This window comes from Paenibacillus sp. UASWS1643 (assembly GCF_008693195.1).
Lineage (GTDB): Bacteria > Bacillota > Bacilli > Paenibacillales > Paenibacillaceae > Paenibacillus > Paenibacillus amylolyticus_B.
Map to the genome: position 1 here is coordinate 165841 of NZ_VXKZ01000101.1, position 18939 is coordinate 184779.

Annotated in this window: 18 protein-coding genes and 1 pseudogene; 15 read left to right on the forward strand and 4 right to left on the reverse strand. The window is 46.4% G+C overall.

Translation table 11 applies throughout. The features are described from left to right. Positions 1 to 131: 131 nt before the first annotated feature. The 10 genes from FE296_RS08965 to FE296_RS09010 all read left to right on the forward strand — a co-directional run bounded on the left by FE296_RS08965 (position 132) and on the right by FE296_RS09010 (position 9792). Entirely contained in the window at positions 132 to 395 is a 264-nt protein-coding gene (locus tag FE296_RS08965) for a hypothetical protein (protein ID WP_124118139.1), read from the forward strand. A gap of 318 nt (positions 396 to 713) precedes the next feature. After that, positions 714 to 1688: a ubiquinol oxidase subunit II gene (cyoA, locus tag FE296_RS08970; protein WP_124118138.1), complete on the forward strand. Its 975-nt coding sequence runs from the start codon at positions 714 to 716 to the stop codon at positions 1686 to 1688. Positions 1689 to 1709: 21 nt separating this feature from the next. After that, positions 1710 to 3680 carry a cbb3-type cytochrome c oxidase subunit I gene (locus FE296_RS08975; RefSeq protein WP_124118137.1) on the forward strand — a complete coding sequence of 657 codons (1971 nt, stop codon included), beginning with the start codon at positions 1710 to 1712 and terminating at the stop codon, positions 3678 to 3680. Continuing rightward, the gene (gene cyoC, locus FE296_RS08980; RefSeq protein WP_091038523.1) at positions 3681 to 4301 is read left to right on the forward strand and encodes a cytochrome o ubiquinol oxidase subunit III; all 621 of its coding nucleotides are present in this window, start codon (positions 3681 to 3683) and stop codon (positions 4299 to 4301) included. Then, positions 4302 to 4631 (forward strand): cytochrome o ubiquinol oxidase subunit IV, encoded by a 330-nt coding sequence (gene cyoD / locus FE296_RS08985; protein WP_091019256.1) that lies wholly within the window; start codon positions 4302 to 4304, stop codon positions 4629 to 4631. A 217-nt stretch (positions 4632 to 4848) separates the two neighbouring features. Beyond that, positions 4849 to 5688, forward strand: a complete 840-nt coding sequence (gene kduI, locus FE296_RS08990) for a 5-dehydro-4-deoxy-D-glucuronate isomerase (protein WP_150364782.1) — start codon at positions 4849 to 4851, stop codon at positions 5686 to 5688. 85 nt (positions 5689 to 5773) lie between these two features. Further along, the gene (locus FE296_RS08995) at positions 5774 to 6532 is read left to right on the forward strand and encodes a DeoR/GlpR family DNA-binding transcription regulator (protein ID WP_124118135.1); all 759 of its coding nucleotides are present in this window, start codon (positions 5774 to 5776) and stop codon (positions 6530 to 6532) included. Positions 6533 to 6610: 78 nt separating this feature from the next. Continuing rightward, entirely contained in the window at positions 6611 to 7363 is a 753-nt protein-coding gene (gene kduD, locus FE296_RS09000; RefSeq protein WP_150364783.1) for a 2-dehydro-3-deoxy-D-gluconate 5-dehydrogenase KduD, read from the forward strand. Between the two features lie 37 nt (positions 7364 to 7400). Further along, positions 7401 to 8246 carry a sugar phosphate isomerase/epimerase family protein gene (locus tag FE296_RS09005; protein ID WP_150364784.1) on the forward strand — a complete coding sequence of 282 codons (846 nt, stop codon included), beginning with the start codon at positions 7401 to 7403 and terminating at the stop codon, positions 8244 to 8246. A 238-nt stretch (positions 8247 to 8484) separates the two neighbouring features. Then, the gene (locus FE296_RS09010) at positions 8485 to 9792 is read left to right on the forward strand and encodes a homocysteine synthase (protein WP_124118132.1); all 1308 of its coding nucleotides are present in this window, start codon (positions 8485 to 8487) and stop codon (positions 9790 to 9792) included. Positions 9793 to 9976: 184 nt separating this feature from the next. Here the strand turns inward: FE296_RS09010 and FE296_RS33240 are convergent, their stop codons facing one another. Further along, complete coding sequence (locus FE296_RS33240; protein ID WP_223868825.1) at positions 9977 to 10351, reverse strand: hypothetical protein; 375 nt, start codon at positions 10349 to 10351, stop codon at positions 9977 to 9979. Here FE296_RS33240 and FE296_RS09015 point away from each other — a divergent pair. Together FE296_RS09015 and FE296_RS09020 are read left to right on the forward strand one after the other, a co-directional pair. Then, complete coding sequence (locus FE296_RS09015; protein WP_317889406.1) at positions 10339 to 12234, forward strand: heavy metal translocating P-type ATPase; 1896 nt, start codon at positions 10339 to 10341, stop codon at positions 12232 to 12234. The two genes, FE296_RS33240 and FE296_RS09015, sit on opposite strands and share 13 nt — an antisense overlap. Before the next feature lie 49 nt (positions 12235 to 12283). Next, positions 12284 to 12888: pseudogene (locus FE296_RS09020) on the forward strand (alpha/beta fold hydrolase). 123 nt (positions 12889 to 13011) lie between these two features. Here the strand turns inward: FE296_RS09020 and FE296_RS09025 are convergent. Continuing rightward, a complete protein-coding gene (locus FE296_RS09025) occupies positions 13012 to 13743 on the reverse strand; it encodes a ZIP family metal transporter (RefSeq protein ID WP_036606933.1) in 732 nt (243 codons plus the stop codon). 256 nt (positions 13744 to 13999) lie between these two features. On the opposite strand from FE296_RS09025, the gene trxB reads away from it, so the two are divergent. Together trxB and FE296_RS09035 are read left to right on the forward strand one after the other, a co-directional pair. Then, positions 14000 to 14941 (forward strand): thioredoxin-disulfide reductase, encoded by a 942-nt coding sequence (gene trxB, locus FE296_RS09030; protein ID WP_124118130.1) that lies wholly within the window; start codon positions 14000 to 14002, stop codon positions 14939 to 14941. A gap of 62 nt (positions 14942 to 15003) precedes the next feature. Beyond that, the gene (locus FE296_RS09035) at positions 15004 to 15234 is read left to right on the forward strand and encodes a glutaredoxin family protein (RefSeq protein ID WP_036668031.1); all 231 of its coding nucleotides are present in this window, start codon (positions 15004 to 15006) and stop codon (positions 15232 to 15234) included. Between the two features lie 136 nt (positions 15235 to 15370). Here the strand turns inward: FE296_RS09035 and FE296_RS09040 are convergent, their stop codons facing one another. Continuing rightward, the gene (locus tag FE296_RS09040; RefSeq protein WP_053779005.1) at positions 15371 to 15568 is read right to left on the reverse strand and encodes a hypothetical protein; all 198 of its coding nucleotides are present in this window, start codon (positions 15566 to 15568) and stop codon (positions 15371 to 15373) included. Between the two features lie 147 nt (positions 15569 to 15715). Further along, the gene (locus FE296_RS09045; protein WP_150364785.1) at positions 15716 to 16882 is read right to left on the reverse strand and encodes an ROK family transcriptional regulator; all 1167 of its coding nucleotides are present in this window, start codon (positions 16880 to 16882) and stop codon (positions 15716 to 15718) included. A 198-nt stretch (positions 16883 to 17080) separates the two neighbouring features. Between FE296_RS09045 and xylA the strand changes: the two genes are divergently transcribed. Next, on the forward strand, positions 17081 to 18397 hold the full coding sequence (xylA, locus tag FE296_RS09050) for a xylose isomerase (protein ID WP_036606941.1): 1317 nt from the start codon (positions 17081 to 17083) through the stop codon (positions 18395 to 18397). Positions 18398 to 18939: the final 542 nt, after the last annotated feature.

The window sequence follows — 18939 nt, forward strand, 5'->3', positions numbered from 1 at the left end:
CAACAGTTGAAATTAAAATAAAGTGTCCAAATTGCGAATAAAATTTGAACATTTGTTGACTAAAAATCATACTGATGTGGTATATTGGTATAAGGAAAGCACTTACAAAAAGGGAAAAGGAAGTGTTTACTATGGCATCGAAGACAGCAATGGTCAGCCAATTGGAGCGCAAAGACAAAAATATGCGGCGCGCCGTCTTGACGATGACAGTTCTGGCATGGATCGCACTCATTACGGGAGTGGTCATGTGTCTGATCAATCTGAATGACTTTAATGATCGTAATCTTGGCTTGATGGTCGGTATTGGATTCCTTGTAGGTAGTGTGTTTATTTACGTTATTGCCAAAGCGATTGGCCTTGTTCATACACGCCGGGAAGACGAAGGCGCCGATTGATTATAATCCTGCGTTAATTCGTTCATAATAAGACTGGATGAGTACCCGGAATCCAGTCAATAAAGCCCTTTGCGGATTCGTTGACACTGTTCAACGGGACTGCAAAGGGTTTTATTTTGTGACTTGATGTGTAAAGATTACTATGTGCAAATATCAACCATGCAAGCGATTTGTGAGAAAAAATTCACACATTTAAGGTGTAAAATCGACAAATTTGTTAACAAGATCAAAAAAGTTGTTCATTTCTGATATCTTTAGTAGGAAGAGAGTAGTATACTGATTTTTCAGTATGAGCGAATTTAAGGAGAGGGGATCAAAATGAACAAGAAACCTAGGTCGCTAATCCGGATTATCATTCCGGTTGTCCTGACGTTGGTTACAATTGCATTGATTGTCTGGCCAATGCTGGCAGGCGGGCAGTACGTTGTTCTGGATCCGAAGGGGCCAATTGGCGCTTCGCAGAGAGATTTGATTGTCATCTCGACAATTTTGTGTGCTGTCATCATTGTGCCAGTACTCATTTTGTCTGCCGTAATCGTATGGCGTTACCGCGACAAGCCGGATAACAAAGCTGCTTATGAGCCTAACTGGTCTCATAGTACGAAGGCGGAGGCAATCTGGTGGACGGTTCCAATTATCATTATTGGACTGCTTGCCATTGTTACTGTTCGTTACACGTATGATCTGGAGCCTTCGAAGCCGTTGGCTCACGAGAAAGCACCAATTACCATCCAAGTGTCTTCACTGGACTGGAAATGGTTGTTTATGTATCCTGAGCAAGGGATTGCAACGGTCAACACGCTGAATATTCCGGCAGACCGGCCCGTGAAATTTGAACTCACTGCGGATTCACCGATGAACTCATTCTGGATTCCGCAACTTGGAGGACAGATTTATACGATGTCGGGTATGGCGATGACCTTGTATCTGCAGGCAGATCATGAAGGCAAGTACTGGGGTTCAGGCGCTAACTTCACAGGTGAGCATTTTGGAGAAATGCGTTTTGATGTGAATGCTACATCGGACGAAGATTTTGACAATTGGGTAGCTGAAGTGAAACAGAGTTCTCAGGCGTTGACTACAGAAGGTTACAAAGCACTGGCTGAACCAGGAACAAGCAATGTTGCTTATTATTCTGCCTTCCCAGAAGGATTGTTCCAAAATATTGTGACCAAGTATGTTGTAGATGGTCAAAGTGCTCACAGTAAGCATGGAAGTTCAAGTGAAGCTTCTGGAGCCATTCAAAGTCCAACCGATGTGTCCAATCAAGATGAGGACAAGAGTGCTAACTAAAGATTCGAAAGGAGGCCCCCAATGTTAGAGAGACTTAAAGAGTTTGCATCGGAGTTTTTCGTAACTGGCGACCCGCTGATCTATGGAGCAGACGTGGCCATCGGTATTACGATGATTACTATCGTAACGGTGCTGACTTATTTCAAAAAATGGGGCTGGCTCTGGCGTAACTGGTTAACTACCGTCGATCATAAGAAGATCGGTATTATGTATATCATTGCTTCCATTATCATGTTGTTCCGTGGTGGTGTGGATGCATTGATGATGCGTCTGCAGCTGGCTATGCCTAACATGGATTTCTTACATCCTGAACATTATAATCAGGTCTTTACAACTCACGGCACGATCATGATCCTGTTCATGGCGATGCCATTTATGTTTGGTTTATTTAACGTTATCGTGCCATTACAGATCGGAGCAAGGGACGTTGCCTTCCCGTTTCTGAATGCATTGAGCTTCTGGTTATTCTTCCTGGGAGCAATGCTGTTTAACCTGTCCTTCGTTATCGGTGGTTCACCCGATGCGGGATGGCTGAGTTATCCACCTCTATCGGAGCTGTCACACAGTCCGGGGGTCGGACAGAACTTCTATATATGGGGTATACAGATATCGGGTATCGGTTCCCTGGCTACCGGTATCAACTTCCTGGTTACCATCATTAAAATGCGTGCGCCAGGCATGAGATGGATGAAAATGCCGATGTTTACATGGTCGGTATTCTCCACTTGTATTATTATCTTGTTTGCTTTCCCGATCTTGACCGTGACACTTGCATTGCTATTCCTCGACAGGTTTGCCGGGGCGCATTTCTTCACACTTGATCTGGGCGGTAACCCAATGATGTATATCAACTTGATCTGGATGTGGGGTCACCCTGAGGTATACATTGTCGTCTTGCCGGCATTCGGTGTGTTCTCCGAGATTGTAAGTACCTTCTCTCGGAAAAAACTGTTTGGTTACAAGTCAATGGTGTTTGCAATGTTAATCATCAGCTTCCTGTCCTTCTTCACATGGGCGCATCACTTCTTCACGATGGGTTCAGGAGCGGACGTGAATGCATTCTTCGCCGTAACTACGATGTTGATTGCCATTCCAACAGGGGTTAAGATATTTAACTGGCTGTTTACCATGTATCGAGGAAGGATTCGCATGGCGACTCCGATGATGTGGACACTTGCCTTTATCCCGTGCTTTATTGTCGGGGGTATGACAGGCGTTCTGTTATCCGTTGCTCCTGCTGACTTCCAGTTCCACAACAGTTACTTCCTGATTGCCCACTTCCACCAAGTATTGATCGGTGGCGTTGTCTTTGGATACTTCGCTGGTCTGTATTACTGGTGGCCTAAAATGTTCGGTTTCCAACTCGAAGAGAAACTGGGCAAATGGGCATTCTGGACTTGGAATATTGGTTTCTATGTCTGCTTCATGCCGCAGTACGCTGTCGGTCTGATGGGTATGACACGTCGTCTGAGCACATACGGCTGGGATACTGGCTGGTGGGAACTGAACTTCGTATCCACAATCGGGGCATTCCTGATGGGTGTCGGATTCTTGTTCCAAGTTGCACAAATTGCAGACGGTATTCGCAAATACAAAACACTTAAAGCTTCCGGCGATCCATGGGATGGTCGTACGCTCGAGTGGTCGATTCCTTCACCAGCTCCAGAGTACAACTTCGCTGTTACACCGCGCGGAGATGATATTGATGAGTGGTGGGAAGAGAAAGAACGTCGTGCGAAAGGCATTCATCCGCCTGAGCCTGTATATGAGCCAATTCATATGCCGAAGAATTCTTCGATTCCGTTCATCATGTCTGTCTTCTGGTTCGTTGCTGGTTTCGGCTTCGTATTCGGTTGGCTGTGGATGGCGATTCTCGGACTTGCTGGCGTAGGCATCTGTATGATCGCCCGTTCATTCTCTTACGATACGGATTATTACATTCCGGTCGACGAAATTAAGCGTACCGAAGCGTCGTTAAGGGGGTCGGTATAGATGGCTCAAGCAGCCGCTAAGCACGGTGAGAATCATGCGCATGGTCATGACCATGGCCACCATGATCCACAGGAAATGAAAATTCTCGGATTCTGGTTCTTCCTGATTTCCGACGTTATCTTGTTCTCCGTATTGTTCGCAACCTTCATTGTGTTGCGTGACAATTCGGCGGGCGGACCGATTTTGTCCGAATTGATCAAAATGCCTGGCGTTATCGCCGAGACATTTATCTTGCTCACGAGTTCATTTACGAGCGGACTTGCCGTTCTGGCAATGAACCAGGGTAAAGTGAAACAATTGATTAACTGGCTGATTGTTACAGCTGTTCTGGGTGCAAGCTTTATCGCCCTGGAGGTTTACGAGTTTGTTGAGATGGTTCACGAAGGTTTTAGTTACACGACGAGTGCAGCTTCTGGTGCATTCTTCACCCTCGTGGGTACTCACGGACTTCACGTATCGCTTGGTCTGATCTGGATGATCGGACTCATGTTCCAACTGAAAAAACGTGGGATTACCGACGTTACTCGTGGTAAGATCAACGTCATCAGCTTGTACTGGCACTTCTTGGACGTCGTATGGATCTTCCTCCTGTCGATCGTCTATCTCATGGGGGTGATGTAGATGGCAGAGCACAACTCACATGATTCCCACGGCCATGAACAACATGGCTCACTGAAGTCTTATGTCATCGGCTTCATTCTGTCCGTCGTACTGACAATCATTCCACTTGTGGTGGTTTTGAACGACATGATGGGCAAAACAGGTACACTCATTGTGATTCTTGGTACAGCAGCACTTCAGTTTGTGGTTCAACTCTTCTTCTTCATGCATATCCGTGAAACAGAGAAACCACGCTGGAATGTGATGGCCCTTATTTTCGGATTACTGATTATGATGACCATCGTAATTGGTTCGATCTGGATCATGCTTAACAATGCTGTTGCACATTAATAGTTAAATCAAAGGAGATCTCCCGGTCTGTGTTACAGACTGCGGAGATCTTTTTTTTTGCTCTTATACAAGAGATAAACATCATTACTGATTAATGATATGAATAATTTTAAAAATAAAGGTACACAAAAGATACATAATGAACTAAAATGAACTTATATGAACATATTCAAACTCAATCCCAACTAATTTAAATGACGAAAGGAATGGATTAATAATGGAAAATCGTTATGCTGCACATCCCAATGAAGTGAAAACGTATGATACATCTCGCCTGCGTGAGGAATTTTTGATGGAGCAACTGTTTGCAACCGATGAATTGGTAACGGTGTATTCTCATGTGGATCGTTATATTGTGGGAACGGCTGTACCTGAGAGCAAGGACATTACCCTTCAAGTGAACCTGAAAGATATCGGAACGAACTTTTTCCTGGAGCGTCGTGAAATCGGTATCATTAATGTAGGTGGACACGGAACAGTGACAGCGGACGGACAAGGTTATGAGATTGGAGCAAAGGAATGTCTCTACATCGGTAGAGGTGTGAAAGAAGTTGTGTTCACGAGCAGTGACAAGGCTCAACCTGCCCAATTCTATTTTGTATCCACACCGGCTCACCACACCTATCCAACAGTAAAAGCAACACAAGAACAAGCTCAGCCGAATCATCTGGGCAGTATCGAAACTTCCAATGAGCGTACGATCTATCGTTACATTCACCAAGGAGAAGGTGGAATTCAGAGTTGTCAGTTGGTGATGGGTATTACCGAACTTGACAAGGGTAACATGTGGAATACCATGCCTGCACATACCCATAACCGTCGTTCCGAAGTATACTTGTACTGGAATCTGCCTGAGGATGGCGTTGTATTCCACATGATGGGTGAGCCGGACGAAACGCGGCATCTGGTTGTACGCGACCGTCAAGCGATCATCTCCCCAAGCTGGTCCATTCACAGTGGTGTGGGTACGAGCAATTACACCTTCTGTTGGGCGATGGCTGGTGAGAACCAGACGTTCGAAGATATGGACGGCGTAGCGATGAAAGACCTGAAATAATAAATTACAGATGTCTGAGTTAATTTGACAGGGTAGACGCTAAAACTCATTCATTTGACTCAGATGGTATAGGAAGTTGATTGTGATGAATCCATTGAAAAGACATGAAAAAATTATGGAGGCTCTGCTGGAGCGCCAGGAAGTAACCGTCAGTGATCTGAGTGAATTGCTGCAGGTGACTGGGAAAACAGTGCGAGAGGATCTCGACAAGTTGGAGAGTATGGGACTGCTCGTACGTGTCCATGGTGGTGCTATGCTGGCTCAGAATGACCAGTATGGCATCTTGAATAGCCGCGGAGTTACCGAGAAACATCATCCGGAGAAGACGGAGATTGCTGAACGTGCCCTTGCTTACATTCGACCTGGAGATATCGTTGCCCTCGATGGTGGCAGCACCACGCTGGAGATGGCCAAACGTCTCGATAATCAACCGCTGACGGTGGTGACCAATGACCTGTTCATTATTGCGGAGTTGACCAAAAAGGAGCAAGTGCGACTGGTTGTGCCTGGCGGGGCTCGTGTACGGAATATGTTGGTTGGGGATGATACGGCTGCATTTATATCCAGTCTTAACATTCATAAAGCCTTTATATCCACGACAGCACTTCATCCAGAATTTGGATTATCCATATACACGGGAGATCTGGTTCCTTTAAAAAAAGCAATGATATCTGCCTCGCAGCAAGTATACGGCGTTGTGGATCATTATAAATTCGGACAATTTGCACTGCGAACTTTCGCCCAGTGTTCGGAATTGGACTACATTATCAGCGATAGGCGTTTGGATGAAGAGACGGCTGCCTTATACGAGCAGAGCGGTGTCACAGTGGATTATCAAAGTTAACTTCATTCATTAATTCATGGGATTAAAGAACGGACGGCTCTAAGAATTGCATATCAAAACCATGCGGAGGAATCATTCATGAACCCATTTGATTTAAGCGGACAAGTTGCAATGGTAACAGGTACCTCGGGAGGACTTGGACAAGGGATGGCCATTGGTTTGGCAGAAGCGGGTGCTGATGTGGTGCTGGTCTCGTATTCCAAGCCTGCGGAAACGGCAAGTGCCATTGAAGCACTCGGACGCAAAGCTTATGTGATTGAAGCAGATTTAAGTCGTGAAGATGAGTTGCCGGCTGTGTTCGAACAAGCGCTTGCGTTCCAGGGCAGAATTGACATTCTCGTCAACAATGCCGGAATCATTCGTCGCACACCTGCGGTTGATCATGCAGGGCGGGACTGGCATGATGTAATTGGTCTGAACCTGAACACTGTATTTTTCCTAAGCCAATTGGCTGGCAGACATATGATTGAACGCGGAAGTGGAAAAATCATTAATATTGCATCCATGTTGTCCTATCAAGGTGGGATCAACGTGCCAGGGTATACAGCCAGTAAACATGGCGTTGCCGGTTTAACCAAAGCACTCGCCAATGAATGGGCAGGGAAGGGAATTCAGATTAACGGTATCGCACCTGGTTATATGGAAACCGATAATACTACCCAGATCCGTGCGGACGAGAATCGGTACCGGGATATTACAGCCCGTATTCCTGCTGGTCGTTGGGGAACACCTGAAGATCTGAAAGGGCCGGTTGTCTTTCTGGCATCTGCCGCTTCGGATTATCTGAATGGTCATGTGCTGAATGTCGATGGCGGCTGGATGGCACGTTAATCGTTTGATCATCGGATTAGCATAAGGAGGCAGTGAGATGAAACTTGGTATTCTGGCACATACATTTGGTAAACAGCCTACAGCACAGCTTGCGCAGACAATTGCAGATAACGGATTCAATTCTGTACAGCTGGCACTTGCCAAAGCATTATCCGATGTGGACTCATCGAATGGCAAGCTGAGCCCCGGTCTGGCGAATGAGATTGGAGATCAATTTGCACAGCGCGGAGTGAAGATTGCGGTACTGGGCTGTTATATTAATCCGATTGACCCTGATCCGGTAAGCCGCCGTGCGGATATTGATCGATTCAAGGAACATCTGCGTTATGCCCGGGATTTCGGTTGCAGCATGGTAGCAACGGAGACCGGAAGCTTGGACACCTATCAGGATACGCATCCGGATGGATATGAAGAGAAGGCGTGGAGTGTGCTGAAAGAAACGGTTGAGGAGTTGGCCGAGGAAGCGGAGAAATGGGGCGTGCATGCAGCGATTGAGCCTGTGTCCACACATACCCTTCATACCCATGAACATATGACACGTTTGTTTGAAGAGATTCCTTCATCCAATCTGGGAATGCTGTTCGACCCGTGTAATCTGATCAAACAACCACATGCAGCAGATCAAGGGGCTTTCTTGCGCAAGGTGATGGAATCGCTGTATCAGCGCATGATTGTAATCCATGCCAAGGATGTCGCCTTTGATGCACAGGGAGAGAAGTTTAATCCGGTACCTGGGGCAGGGATACTGGATTACCCATTATTTTTTGAATTGCTAAAAACGTATAAGCCACATATGGATATTTCACTTGAAGGCGTAACTGCGGAGGAAGCTGTACCTGCGGCCAAACATTTGCGTGAAGTATGGGATGCAGTTCGGGTCTAACCAAACCCAGGATGAGGTATTGCATACCGAAGCCAAAGTAGCTGAAAAACCTTTGCGAGGGCAAAGGTTTTTTTAGTACAGAAATAAATAGTGTACATATTTAATTTTTCTTATCGGAACAATCGGAAATAAGTCTTTTCAAATGCGACATCTTGTGAGAGAATATGGAAAACATACGCCACCATGCGAAGGCACCATGAACTTAAAGAACGTATATATCGAGGGAGGATTCAGATTTATGTCAAACGAACGTGAGCTTTCATTTGAAACATTGGCAATTCATGCAGGACAGGAGATTGATCCAACCACCAACGCACGAGCTGTACCCTTGTATCAGACAACATCCTATGGATTCAAGGACACCGAGCATGCAGCTAACTTGTTTGGTTTGAAAGAGTTTGGCAACATCTATACCCGTCTGATGAATCCAACAACCGACGTGTTTGAGCAACGGATTGCGGCGTTGGAAGGCGGAGCTGGAGCGCTGGCTACAGCTTCTGGTCAGGCAGCCATTACGTTTTCACTTCTGAATATTGCTGGTGCAGGCGATGAGATCGTGTCTTCGGCGAGTTTGTATGGAGGTACATACAATCTGTTCTCGACAACTTTGCCGAAACTGGGTCTGGACGTGAAATTTGTGGATTCCAGTGATCCTGAGAATTTCCGGGCAGCGATTACGGAGAAAACGAAAGCATTGTATGCCGAAACGATCGGTAATCCGAAGGGGAATGTACTTGATATTGAAGCGGTAGCAGCCATCGCTCATGAACATGGAATTCCTTTGATCGTGGATAATACGTTCCCAAGTCCGTACCTGCTTCGTCCAATCGAACATGGCGCAGATATTGTTGTTCACTCTGCAACGAAATTTATTGGGGGTCATGGTACATCCATTGGTGGCGTTATCGTGGATAGCGGGAAATTTGACTGGAAAGCAAGTGGCAAGTTCCCTGGATTGACGGAGCCGGACTCCAGTTATAACGGTGTTGTATATACGGAAGCGGTTGGACCGATTGCTTATATTATTAAAGCTCGTGTACAACTTCTGCGTGACCTGGGTGCAACGATCTCTCCATTCAACTCATGGTTGTTGCTGCAAGGACTGGAGACATTACATCTTCGCGTAGAGCGTCATAGTAGCAACGCCCTTGCGGTTGCGGAATTCCTTGAGAAACATGAGGATGTGGCTTGGGTAAGTTATGCAGGCCTGCCGAGCCATGGTTCTTACGAGCTTGCACAGAAGTATCTGCCAAGAGGGCAGGGTGCGATTCTGACCTTTGGAATCAAAGGTGGTGCGGACGCCGGTCGTAAATTGATTGAAAATGTTAAACTGTTCTCTCACCTTGCGAACGTGGGCGATTCCAAGTCACTGATCATTCACCCGGCAAGTACGACTCATGCGCAATTGACCGAAGATGAACAAACTGCCGCAGGGGTTAATCCGGAGTTGATTCGTCTGTCTATTGGCACAGAGAACATTCAAGACATTATCTATGATCTGGAGCAAGCCATCAAAGCAAGTCAGGGAGCAAGTGTAGGCGCATAGATGGCATTGGATGGATGTGTAAACAATCTCTTAAGCGATATGCCATAAACAGGTCATATGAATATCAATAGTTGGTTAAAGCCGTTGTCCACCGGGACAGCGGCTTTTGTCTTTTTGAACACGCATTTATGAGTAACCATTGAAAAATACCCATTTACAAATGCGGATCACAGGCATATACTGATTAAAAGTTGTATTGGGTAAAAATAATTGCATAAGCACAAAAATGATTATCATTCTCATTCGAGATTATTGTAAAATCATTCACAAAACCATGCTGCTGCGGGATTCCCGCAGCAGCATGTGTCATTTTTAGGGCATTAACAATGGCTCTCATTCTCAATACAACTTCATTTATGGAAGCGGAACTTGAGTACACTCCACTCACGATCCGCAAATCTAACATTCGAAAGGATCGTGATTCATGTGCAAGCGATACATCAACCTCTACACAGACAGAAACAAGCAGAACAACGCTCATCCCAAACACCCGGTCCCAATCGGGGCAAGAAGCCTGATTTTCGAGCCATGGTGGAGAATAAAGAGATGCAATCTGCATTGGGCAGCGGGCTGTTGATGCTGATTGCTTGGGGAACTGCACCGTATTTTGGTACCTTATCCATCATGCTCTACATTGTGGCGTACGCCGTTGGCGGTTGGACCAAAGCGAAGGAAGGCATCGAGACACTGGTCAAGGACCGCGATCTGGATGTAAACCTGCTGATGATTGCCGCATCCCTTGGGGCAGCAGCCATCGGTTACTGGAATGAAGGCGCGATGCTGATCTTTATTTTTGCACTCAGTGGTGCGTTAGAAAGTTATGCGACAGAGCGCAGTCATAAGGATATCTCATCTTTACTGGCGCTTAAGCCAGAAACTGCATTGCGGATTGAGGACGGACAGATGAACCTTGTGGCTATTGATGACTTGCAGCCGGGTGACTTGCTGTTGGTCAAACCGGGAGAAATTATCCCAGCAGATGGTGTCGTGTACCGGGGGAGTTCTTTTATCAATCAGTCGTCCATCACCGGAGAATCCCTGCCTGTTGACAAAGTTGCGGGGGATGAAGTCTATGCAGGTACGGTAAACGGGGAGGGTGCCTTATACGTAGAGGTTACAAAATCGGCTGAAGGGTCACTGTTTGGCAAAATCATTAAAATGGTGGAAGAAGCGCAGGCAGAAGTGCCGGATTCCCAGCGTTTTATGGAGCGGTTTGAAGGGATTTACGCGCGCATTGTTGTAGGAGTGACCTTACTTGTGATTGCAGGAACTCCACTGCTGCTTGGCTGGACATGGAATGAGGCATTTTATAAAGCAATGGTATTTCTGGTTGTTGCTTCACCCTGTGCGTTGGTGTCTTCCATCATGCCTGTCATGTTGTCCGCGATGTCCAGCAGCGCCCGCCGTGGCATTCTCTTCAAGGGAGGGGCCCATATGGAGAATATGGCTCGCACGCAGGTCGTGGCTTTTGACAAAACAGGTACATTGACCATGGGCACCCCGCAAGTCACAGATATTATTACGGCTGAACATGTAGATCGCGCCGAGCTGTTAGCTGCGGTAGCAGCAATTGAGAACATCTCCATGCACCCTTTGGCTCGTGCCATCGTAGATCAGGCGAACATGGAGAACATTACACTTCAGGAAACGGAGCACGTCCAGGCTCTAACAGGCTGGGGTATCGAAGGAACTATAAATGGTGTGGTCTGGAGCATTGGCAAAACAGATGTACTGGGATCAATGCAGTCAGAGAAGATGAAGGACGGTAACAATGATGGTTCAGATAAACAGGGTGTTAACCCTGTAAAGGTATCTTTGGAGTGGAACGATATATGCTCCCGACTTGAGGGGGAGGGGAAAACCGTATCCGTTGTTATGACTGATGGTGAATTAGTTGGGCTGATCGCCATGCGGGACACCGTACGGCCACAGGCAGCAGCTGCAGTGAGAAGACTTGAAGCGATGGGTATTAAAGTTGCGATGTTAACAGGCGATCGAGCAAGATCAGCCTCTGTAATTGCACGTGAAACGGGGGTAAGCATGGTCTATGCAGACTTGCTGCCAGAAGATAAAGTGAAGCAGGTACAAACGCTCCGCAAACAGTATGGTCCAGTGCTAATGGTGGGAGATGGTGTTAATGATGCCCCGGCACTTGCAGCAGCCACTGTGGGTATGGGGATGGGATTATCGGGTAGCGGTACTGCACTGGAGGTCGCTGATGCGGTACTGATGAACGATAACATTGAAGAGATCGCTTGGGTCATTGGGCAGGCTCGTCGAGCTCAGCGTACGGTGAAACAGAATATGTTTTTTGCCATCACCGTTATTCTGGCCTTAATTTCTGGTAACTTCCTCCAAGATGTCGCATTGCCTCTGGGTGTGGTAGGTCATGAAGGCAGTACAATTCTGGTTATTCTGAATGGGCTTAGGCTGCTACGGTAATCAGATTTGGAGATGAAAATGATTAATTGGTTTTGCTGGTTGTATACGACTGGTTGAACGGCTCACGTTTGAACCCTGGGTCAGAGTGGAACCAAATGTAAAAGTATATGTTGAAGATATTTTGGCGAAGGCACTCCGGTTGTCTTTTTGCACGGCTGGCCTGTTAATTATAAAATGTTTGAATATCAATTGAACGTACTTCCGAACCATGGCATTCGTGCCATTGCGATAGATTTTAAAGGATATGGCTTTTCGGATAAGCCTTCCACAGGATATGATTATGATCGGATGGCAGACGATGTTCGTGCCGTTATCGATGATCTGGAACTGAAAGGCCCGGTGCTCGCAGGGTTCTCCATGGCCATTCATGGATTGGTTCCACGCTCTCGGCATGGAAGCTTCATCTTATGGTACCATTCGCAGTGCAATTGCGTTGCGGGATGAGGAATTGCGAGGTGACCTGAGTTCGATTCAGGTGCCAACAGCCATTTTGCACGTGAAAAGGATGAGATATGTCCGTTCGAATTCGCGGAACAGATGCATAAAGGCATCGCTTCGTCTCAATTGATTGCTTTTGAAGAGAGTGGTCATGGTGCATTCTATGATGAATTGGAAAAATTCAATTCGGAACGGATTCGTTTCATCCAATCCTGATCAGGAGAGGGCATAATGCCTCTGACAGACGGTCCCAGTAATTTCATGGAATCTTCATTTGTGGCAAAACAAAGAACCCGGTCGACAGTCTTGGACTGTTCGCTCGGGTTCTTTAGTCTTCAATTAAAACAGTTCGGTCAGACCAATCATTGTGATGAGCCCGAGCAAAAAGGACATCGTCGCCACACGTGCATTGCCATCGCCGTGACTCTCGGGAATAAGTTCCTTATAAACAATGAACATCATCGCACCGGCTGCAAAGGCCAGACCATAAGGCACAAGACCAGCTACGAGACTGCTCAAGGTGTAACCAATCATAGCTGTAATAATCTCTACCGCTCCGGTTAGGGTGGCAATACCCAGCGCTTTGAAGCGGCCAATGTTCTGGTTCACAAGAAAGAGGGCCACCAGGAATCCTTCCGGTGCATTCTGCAATCCGATGGAAAAGGCAATGAGATTGCCCAGGTTTTCATCCGAGCTTGCATAGCTAACGCCAACGGATAACCCTTCTGGCAGGTTATGCATGGTGATGGCTGCAATAATCATGAAGGCTTTGGTTTCAATTTTAAAAGGCATTTTCTCGGGATTCTCCAGATCGACGTGTGGAATCTTCATCTCCAGCACCAGTAGAACCAGGCTACCAAGCATAATACCAAATGCGAGTACAAAGAGATTCGATTGGCCAAGGGCTTCCGGAATGAGATTATACACCGAGGCCGAGGTCATAATACCTGCGGCGTATGCCAGCAAGATATCACGCAGACGGTGCGATATTTTGCGCATAAATAGAATCGGTACGGCCCCTAGGCCGGTAGACATGGCTGATATAAAACTGCCAATGAGTGCATCGTTCATGCTTCCATTTTCCCTCCTGATGAAGACTTCTTCATAATCGCTGCCGAGCATTGACACCGTACATAAAAGAGATCATAATGAACAACAGATTAGAATGATTATAAATTAGAATTCCGTTTCTGCATAGGGCCATTGTCATTTCACAGGCAGGACTTGTGGACATGATGTAGGCTTTTCGTTCTAGTGTATGCAAAAGCCTAGGCTTTTGATGCCGGAGGGTCTAACCTTTTTGCAGAACCCGGGGGAGGAACTATACATGTATAAATCAATTATTATTGGAACAGGCCCTGCAGGGCTGACAGCAGCAATCTATCTGGCACGTGCCAACTTGAGCCCACTCGTTATTGAAGGTCCACAACCTGGTGGCCAACTGACAACAACAACTGAAGTGGAGAACTTCCCAGGTTTCCCTGATGGCATTATGGGTCCTGAACTGATGGATAACATGCGTAAACAAGCAGAACGTTTCGGTGCTGAATTCCGCACTGGCTGGGTGAACAACATCGACATGAGCGAGCGTCCATTCAAGATTCAAGTTGAAGGTATGGGGGAACTCGTATCCGAAACATTGATCCTGTCTACAGGTGCATCTGCTAAATACCTCGGTATCCCTGGTGAAGAAACAAATGTAGGGCGCGGTGTCAGCACATGTGCAACATGTGATGGATTCTTCTTCCGTAACAAAGAGATCATCGTGATCGGCGGTGGTGACTCTGCCCTTGAGGAAGCAAGCTTCCTGTCCCGTTTCGGTTCCAAAGTAACGCTGGTACACCGTCGTGAAGAACTGCGTGGCTCCAAAATCATGCAGGATCGTGCACGCAGCAACGAAAAAGTAGAAATGGCTTTGAATCGTACACCACTTGAAGTCCTTGCTGGTGACAACGGCGTAACAGGTCTGAAAGTATTGAACAACGAAACAGGTGAAGAAGAAGTGATTCCAGCAAGCGGCGTATTCGTAGCTATCGGTCACACACCAAACACTGGTTTCCTTGGCGGACAGATCACTACGGACGAACATGGTTATATCCTGACTACACCAGGTACATCCGAGACAAACATCCCAGGCGTATTCGCATGTGGTGACGTGCAGGATACACGTTACAAACAAGCAATCACAGCGGCAGGTAGCGGATGTATGGCTGCCATGGACACAGAGAAATACATTGAGAGCTTGGAACACAGCGCAGTTGTTTTGTAATAGAATGAGCTGATTCCAACCAAACTATAGATTAATATAAAACCATATGAGGTGAATTAAACATGGAAAACGTAATTGTATATACATCAACGAACTGCCCGAACTGCAAATCCGTAAAAACGTTCCTGGCTGATAAAGGTATTTCTTATGAAGAGCGCAACATCGAAACTAGCGATGAATTTGCACAACAAGTATGGGACATGGGCGTACGTGCCGTGCCATTGACTGTAATTGGTGAACACCGCATTCTGGGTATGAACAAAACTCAATTTGCTAAAGCATTGGACGCTTAAATTACGTTAAGATCTGGAACATGATATGTTGAAGAACGTTTCGATTCATATGCAATTCCGGTTTTCGCGAGCCGTTAGGATATAGAAAGAACCGTACCCGGAAGGGTACGGTTTTTTGTGCAAATGCAGATATGATCTAGAAAAAAATACTCATGAAAGTCTGAAATACAACATACACCAGCACTCCTGACAGCATGTACATGAAACCAGCCTTCTTTTTGCTCTGGAACAATCGGAGTATGCCAAGGCTGAACAAGGGCGCAAGCACAATCAGGAACAGGAGTACGGTGACAAACATTTGCGCCGAGATATCTGAAGTATCCACGTAGGTCACGCTTTTTTTCACTCCGTTTCGTTATCGGAATTAACACAGCTTGATTCACATAGCCATGACAAAAATCACATAACCCCATTATACATCTGGATTTCTTTAACAAAAAGGGAGGAAATGGGGCGAAATGATGTCAATTTTCATCTGTTATTAGACAGACACCCTGATTTTTCCTAAAAATTGGGATATCGCAGAATAAGCGGCACCAACGCGGGTGGAACGGCTGCCCAGAGCTGCCCATTCAATCTGCAAACTGCGGCGGTGATAAGGTAATGTACGTTCCTCGACAACTTGTTTTAACGCTGTTTCAATCCAGGGACCTGCTTCAGAGAGCGGACCACCAATGATAATACGTTCCGGGTTGAAACTGTTAACGATATTGGTAATGCCAATCCCCAGTTTGCGTCCAATCGTATTGTATAATTCTTGAACAGCATCGTGGCCTTGCTCCGCATGATGAATAAGCTCGCGTGTGGTATGAGCAGGTAATTTTAGCTGATGATCCGGGTGCTCGTAGGCTTTTTCCGATGCGTATAACTCCCAGCAACCACGATTACCACAGGAACAGGGAAGACCTTCTGCTTCAATGGACATATGGCCTGTTTCCCCTGCGTATCCCCACGCACCTTTGTATAATTCACCATCCACCATGATGCCTGAACCAATCCCCACGCCTGCACTGATGTAGATCATGTGACGGACACCGATACCTGCCCCAAAATTCAGCTCTCCATGGGCACCAGCATTGGCTTCATTATCGATCGTTACAGGCAGTTCAAATTCTTCTTCAAGCATCGAGCGCAGAGCTACCTTCTCCCACCCCAAGTTGGGTGCAAACAGGACCGTTCCTGCCTCATCCACCATGCCCGGCACCCCGATACCGATACCAATGACACCGTGAGGGGAAGCAGGAGCTGCTTCAATAAGCTGCTTTGCTGCCAATTTCAATTGCTCCAATACAGAGGACACGTCATGATGTTCCAAGGTCACTGCGTACTCTGTAATGATGTGTCCTTCCAGATCTGTGAGCACGCCTTTTAAATGGGTCACACTGAGTTCCAGACCGACTGCATAGCCTGATGTCCCTCGAAACAGCAGCATGAGTGGTTTACGTCCGCCACTGGATTCACCAGGGCCAATCTCCTGTACCAGGTCATCACTGATCAGATCAGCAACTAGGTTGGATACCGTTGCTTTGTTCAGCCCCGTAACCTCGGACACTCGTGCGCGAGAAAGAGGGGCATGGCGCCGGATCGTATCCAGAACGATCGACTTGTTTATTTTTTTGACCAGCATCTGGTCTCCGGTAATTTTCATATGGTTAAGGCACTCCTATTCTTCTGATAAAAGGGTTCTGACCCACATCCGAAACAAGTTATTCGACTATTATAGCGTAAACAAACCTGTAAAAAACAATTTTATTTTACTTTGTTTAACCAATAGACAAAGTATATTCGATGTGATAGGATAACGGTGTAAACGATTTCTTAAAACTATTGAGGAGGCATTTTACACATGGCCTATTTTGAATCCGTTAATAAAATTGCATTTGAAGGTAAAGATTCCAAGAATCCTTTTGCTTTTAAACATTATAATCCGGAAGAAGTGGTAGCCGGCAAATCGATGGAAGAACATTTCCGTTTCGGTATGGCTTACTGGCATACATTAACTGCAGGCGGCAGTGATCCGTTCGGTGCGGAGACAGCTGTTCGTTCGTGGGATAAATACTCGGGTCTGGACCTCGCGAAAGTACGCGTGGAAGCGGCATTTGAATTTTTGGAAAAAATGAATCTCCCGTTCTTCTGTTTCCACGATGTGGACATTGCACCAGAAGGCAACAACCTGCGCGAGTTCTACAGCAACATTGATACCATTGTTGATCTGATTGAAGATCATATGAAATCCAGCGGCAAAAAACTGCTCTGGAACACAGCAAACATGTTCTCGAACCCACGCTTCATGTTTGGTGCAGCATCCACTTGCAACGCAGACGTGTATGCTCACGCTGCAGCACAGATCAAAAAAGGTCTGGAAGTGGGTAAACGTCTGGGAGCTGAAAACTATGTCTTCTGGGGCGGTCGTGAAGGTTACGACACATTGCTGAACACAGACATGCAACTGGAGCAAGACAACATTGCTCGCATGTTCCATATGGCTGTAGACTACGCGAAGGAAATTGGTTTTGATGCACAATTCCTGATCGAGCCTAAACCAAAAGAGCCAACAAAACACCAATATGATTATGATGCAGCAACTTCCATTGCTTTCTTGCAAAAATACGGTTTGGACAAACACTTCAAACTTAACCTGGAAGCAAACCATGCTACACTGGCTGGTCATACATTTGATCACGAAATCCGTGTTGCTCGTACCAACGGCATGCTCGGTTCCCTCGATGCGAACCAAGGCGATATGTTGATCGGTTGGGATACGGATGAGTTCCCGGTTGATATGTACGATGCTACGTTGACCATGTATGAAGTATTGAAAAACGGCGGTATCGGCCGTGGCGGTGTGAACTTTGACGCGAAAGTACGTCGTGGTTCCTTCGAAGCAGACGATCTGTTCCTGGCACACATCGCAGGTATGGATACGTATGCCAAAGGTCTGAAAGTAGCTGCAAAACTGATCGAAGATCGCGTGTTCGATGACTTCATCGAAAAACGTTACAGCAGCTTCAGCGAAGGTATTGGCGCAGATGTGGTTGCAGGTAAAGCAACACTTGCTTCCCTTGCTGAGTATGCACTCAACAACGAAAGCCCACGCAAAAACCAATCCGGACGTCAGGAATTGCTGAGAGCACAACTCAACCAGTACATTCTGGCTGACTAATAGTGGATTAGGCAGGGTTGGTCACGTCGACCACCGATGGTTATTCAACTCATATGTGTTGGACATCAGTGTCCAAACTAGCCTATGCACAAGATTAGCTTGTACCATGGAACGCCTGAACAAGCATGACATTCGGACCGTCCCCGACTTTCCCTTGGGAAGACGGGGGCGGTTTTTGGGTTAAAAAATAACGCGGTTTTTAAATATTTGATATAAATGTTTGTCTAAGATGGTACATGCAAAACGAAGTGAGCAGAAAGGACCTGAGGAAGCAAAGCGGTCGCATTTATCCCCGGATTTCACCCTTGCTAAAGGGTATGAAGGAAATCCGGGGGTAACGGCGATCCGAGGGTTTTCTGATCACGAAGTGACCACATGAGCATCAAGATTTCATTTATAACCAATGACGAATCAAGGTCATTGGATCAATCTTTCTGCTAATAAAAACGAGTATGTTTTTACTGTTTTGATATAAATGTTTGTCTAAGATGGTACATGCAAAACGAAGTGAGCAGAAAGGACCTGAGGAAGCAAAGCGGTCG

Bases quoted from the DNA above. Each gene is read 5' to 3' on its own strand.
- cyoD (WP_091019256.1), top strand. From the start codon at position 4,302: ATGGCAGAGCACAACTCACATGATTCCCACGGCCATGAACAACATGGC.
- FE296_RS09035 (WP_036668031.1), top strand. From the start codon at position 15,004: ATGGAAAACGTAATTGTATATACATCAACGAACTGCCCGAACTGCAAA.
- FE296_RS09015 (WP_317889406.1), top strand. From the start codon at position 10,339: ATGCAATCTGCATTGGGCAGCGGGCTGTTGATGCTGATTGCTTGGGGA.
- xylA (WP_036606941.1), top strand. From the start codon at position 17,081: ATGGCCTATTTTGAATCCGTTAATAAAATTGCATTTGAAGGTAAAGAT.
- FE296_RS08995 (WP_124118135.1), top strand. From the start codon at position 5,774: ATGAATCCATTGAAAAGACATGAAAAAATTATGGAGGCTCTGCTGGAG.
- FE296_RS08975 (WP_124118137.1), top strand. From the start codon at position 1,710: ATGTTAGAGAGACTTAAAGAGTTTGCATCGGAGTTTTTCGTAACTGGC.
- FE296_RS09025 (WP_036606933.1), bottom strand. From the start codon at position 13,743: ATGAACGATGCACTCATTGGCAGTTTTATATCAGCCATGTCTACCGGC.
- FE296_RS09005 (WP_150364784.1), top strand. From the start codon at position 7,401: ATGAAACTTGGTATTCTGGCACATACATTTGGTAAACAGCCTACAGCA.
- kduI (WP_150364782.1), top strand. From the start codon at position 4,849: ATGGAAAATCGTTATGCTGCACATCCCAATGAAGTGAAAACGTATGAT.
- FE296_RS09010 (WP_124118132.1), top strand. From the start codon at position 8,485: ATGTCAAACGAACGTGAGCTTTCATTTGAAACATTGGCAATTCATGCA.
- FE296_RS33240 (WP_223868825.1), bottom strand. From the start codon at position 10,351: ATGCAGATTGCATCTCTTTATTCTCCACCATGGCTCGAAAATCAGGCT.
- cyoC (WP_091038523.1), top strand. From the start codon at position 3,681: ATGGCTCAAGCAGCCGCTAAGCACGGTGAGAATCATGCGCATGGTCAT.
- trxB (WP_124118130.1), top strand. From the start codon at position 14,000: ATGTATAAATCAATTATTATTGGAACAGGCCCTGCAGGGCTGACAGCA.
- FE296_RS08965 (WP_124118139.1), top strand. From the start codon at position 132: ATGGCATCGAAGACAGCAATGGTCAGCCAATTGGAGCGCAAAGACAAA.
- cyoA (WP_124118138.1), top strand. From the start codon at position 714: ATGAACAAGAAACCTAGGTCGCTAATCCGGATTATCATTCCGGTTGTC.
- FE296_RS09045 (WP_150364785.1), bottom strand. From the start codon at position 16,882: ATGAAAATTACCGGAGACCAGATGCTGGTCAAAAAAATAAACAAGTCG.
- kduD (WP_150364783.1), top strand. From the start codon at position 6,611: ATGAACCCATTTGATTTAAGCGGACAAGTTGCAATGGTAACAGGTACC.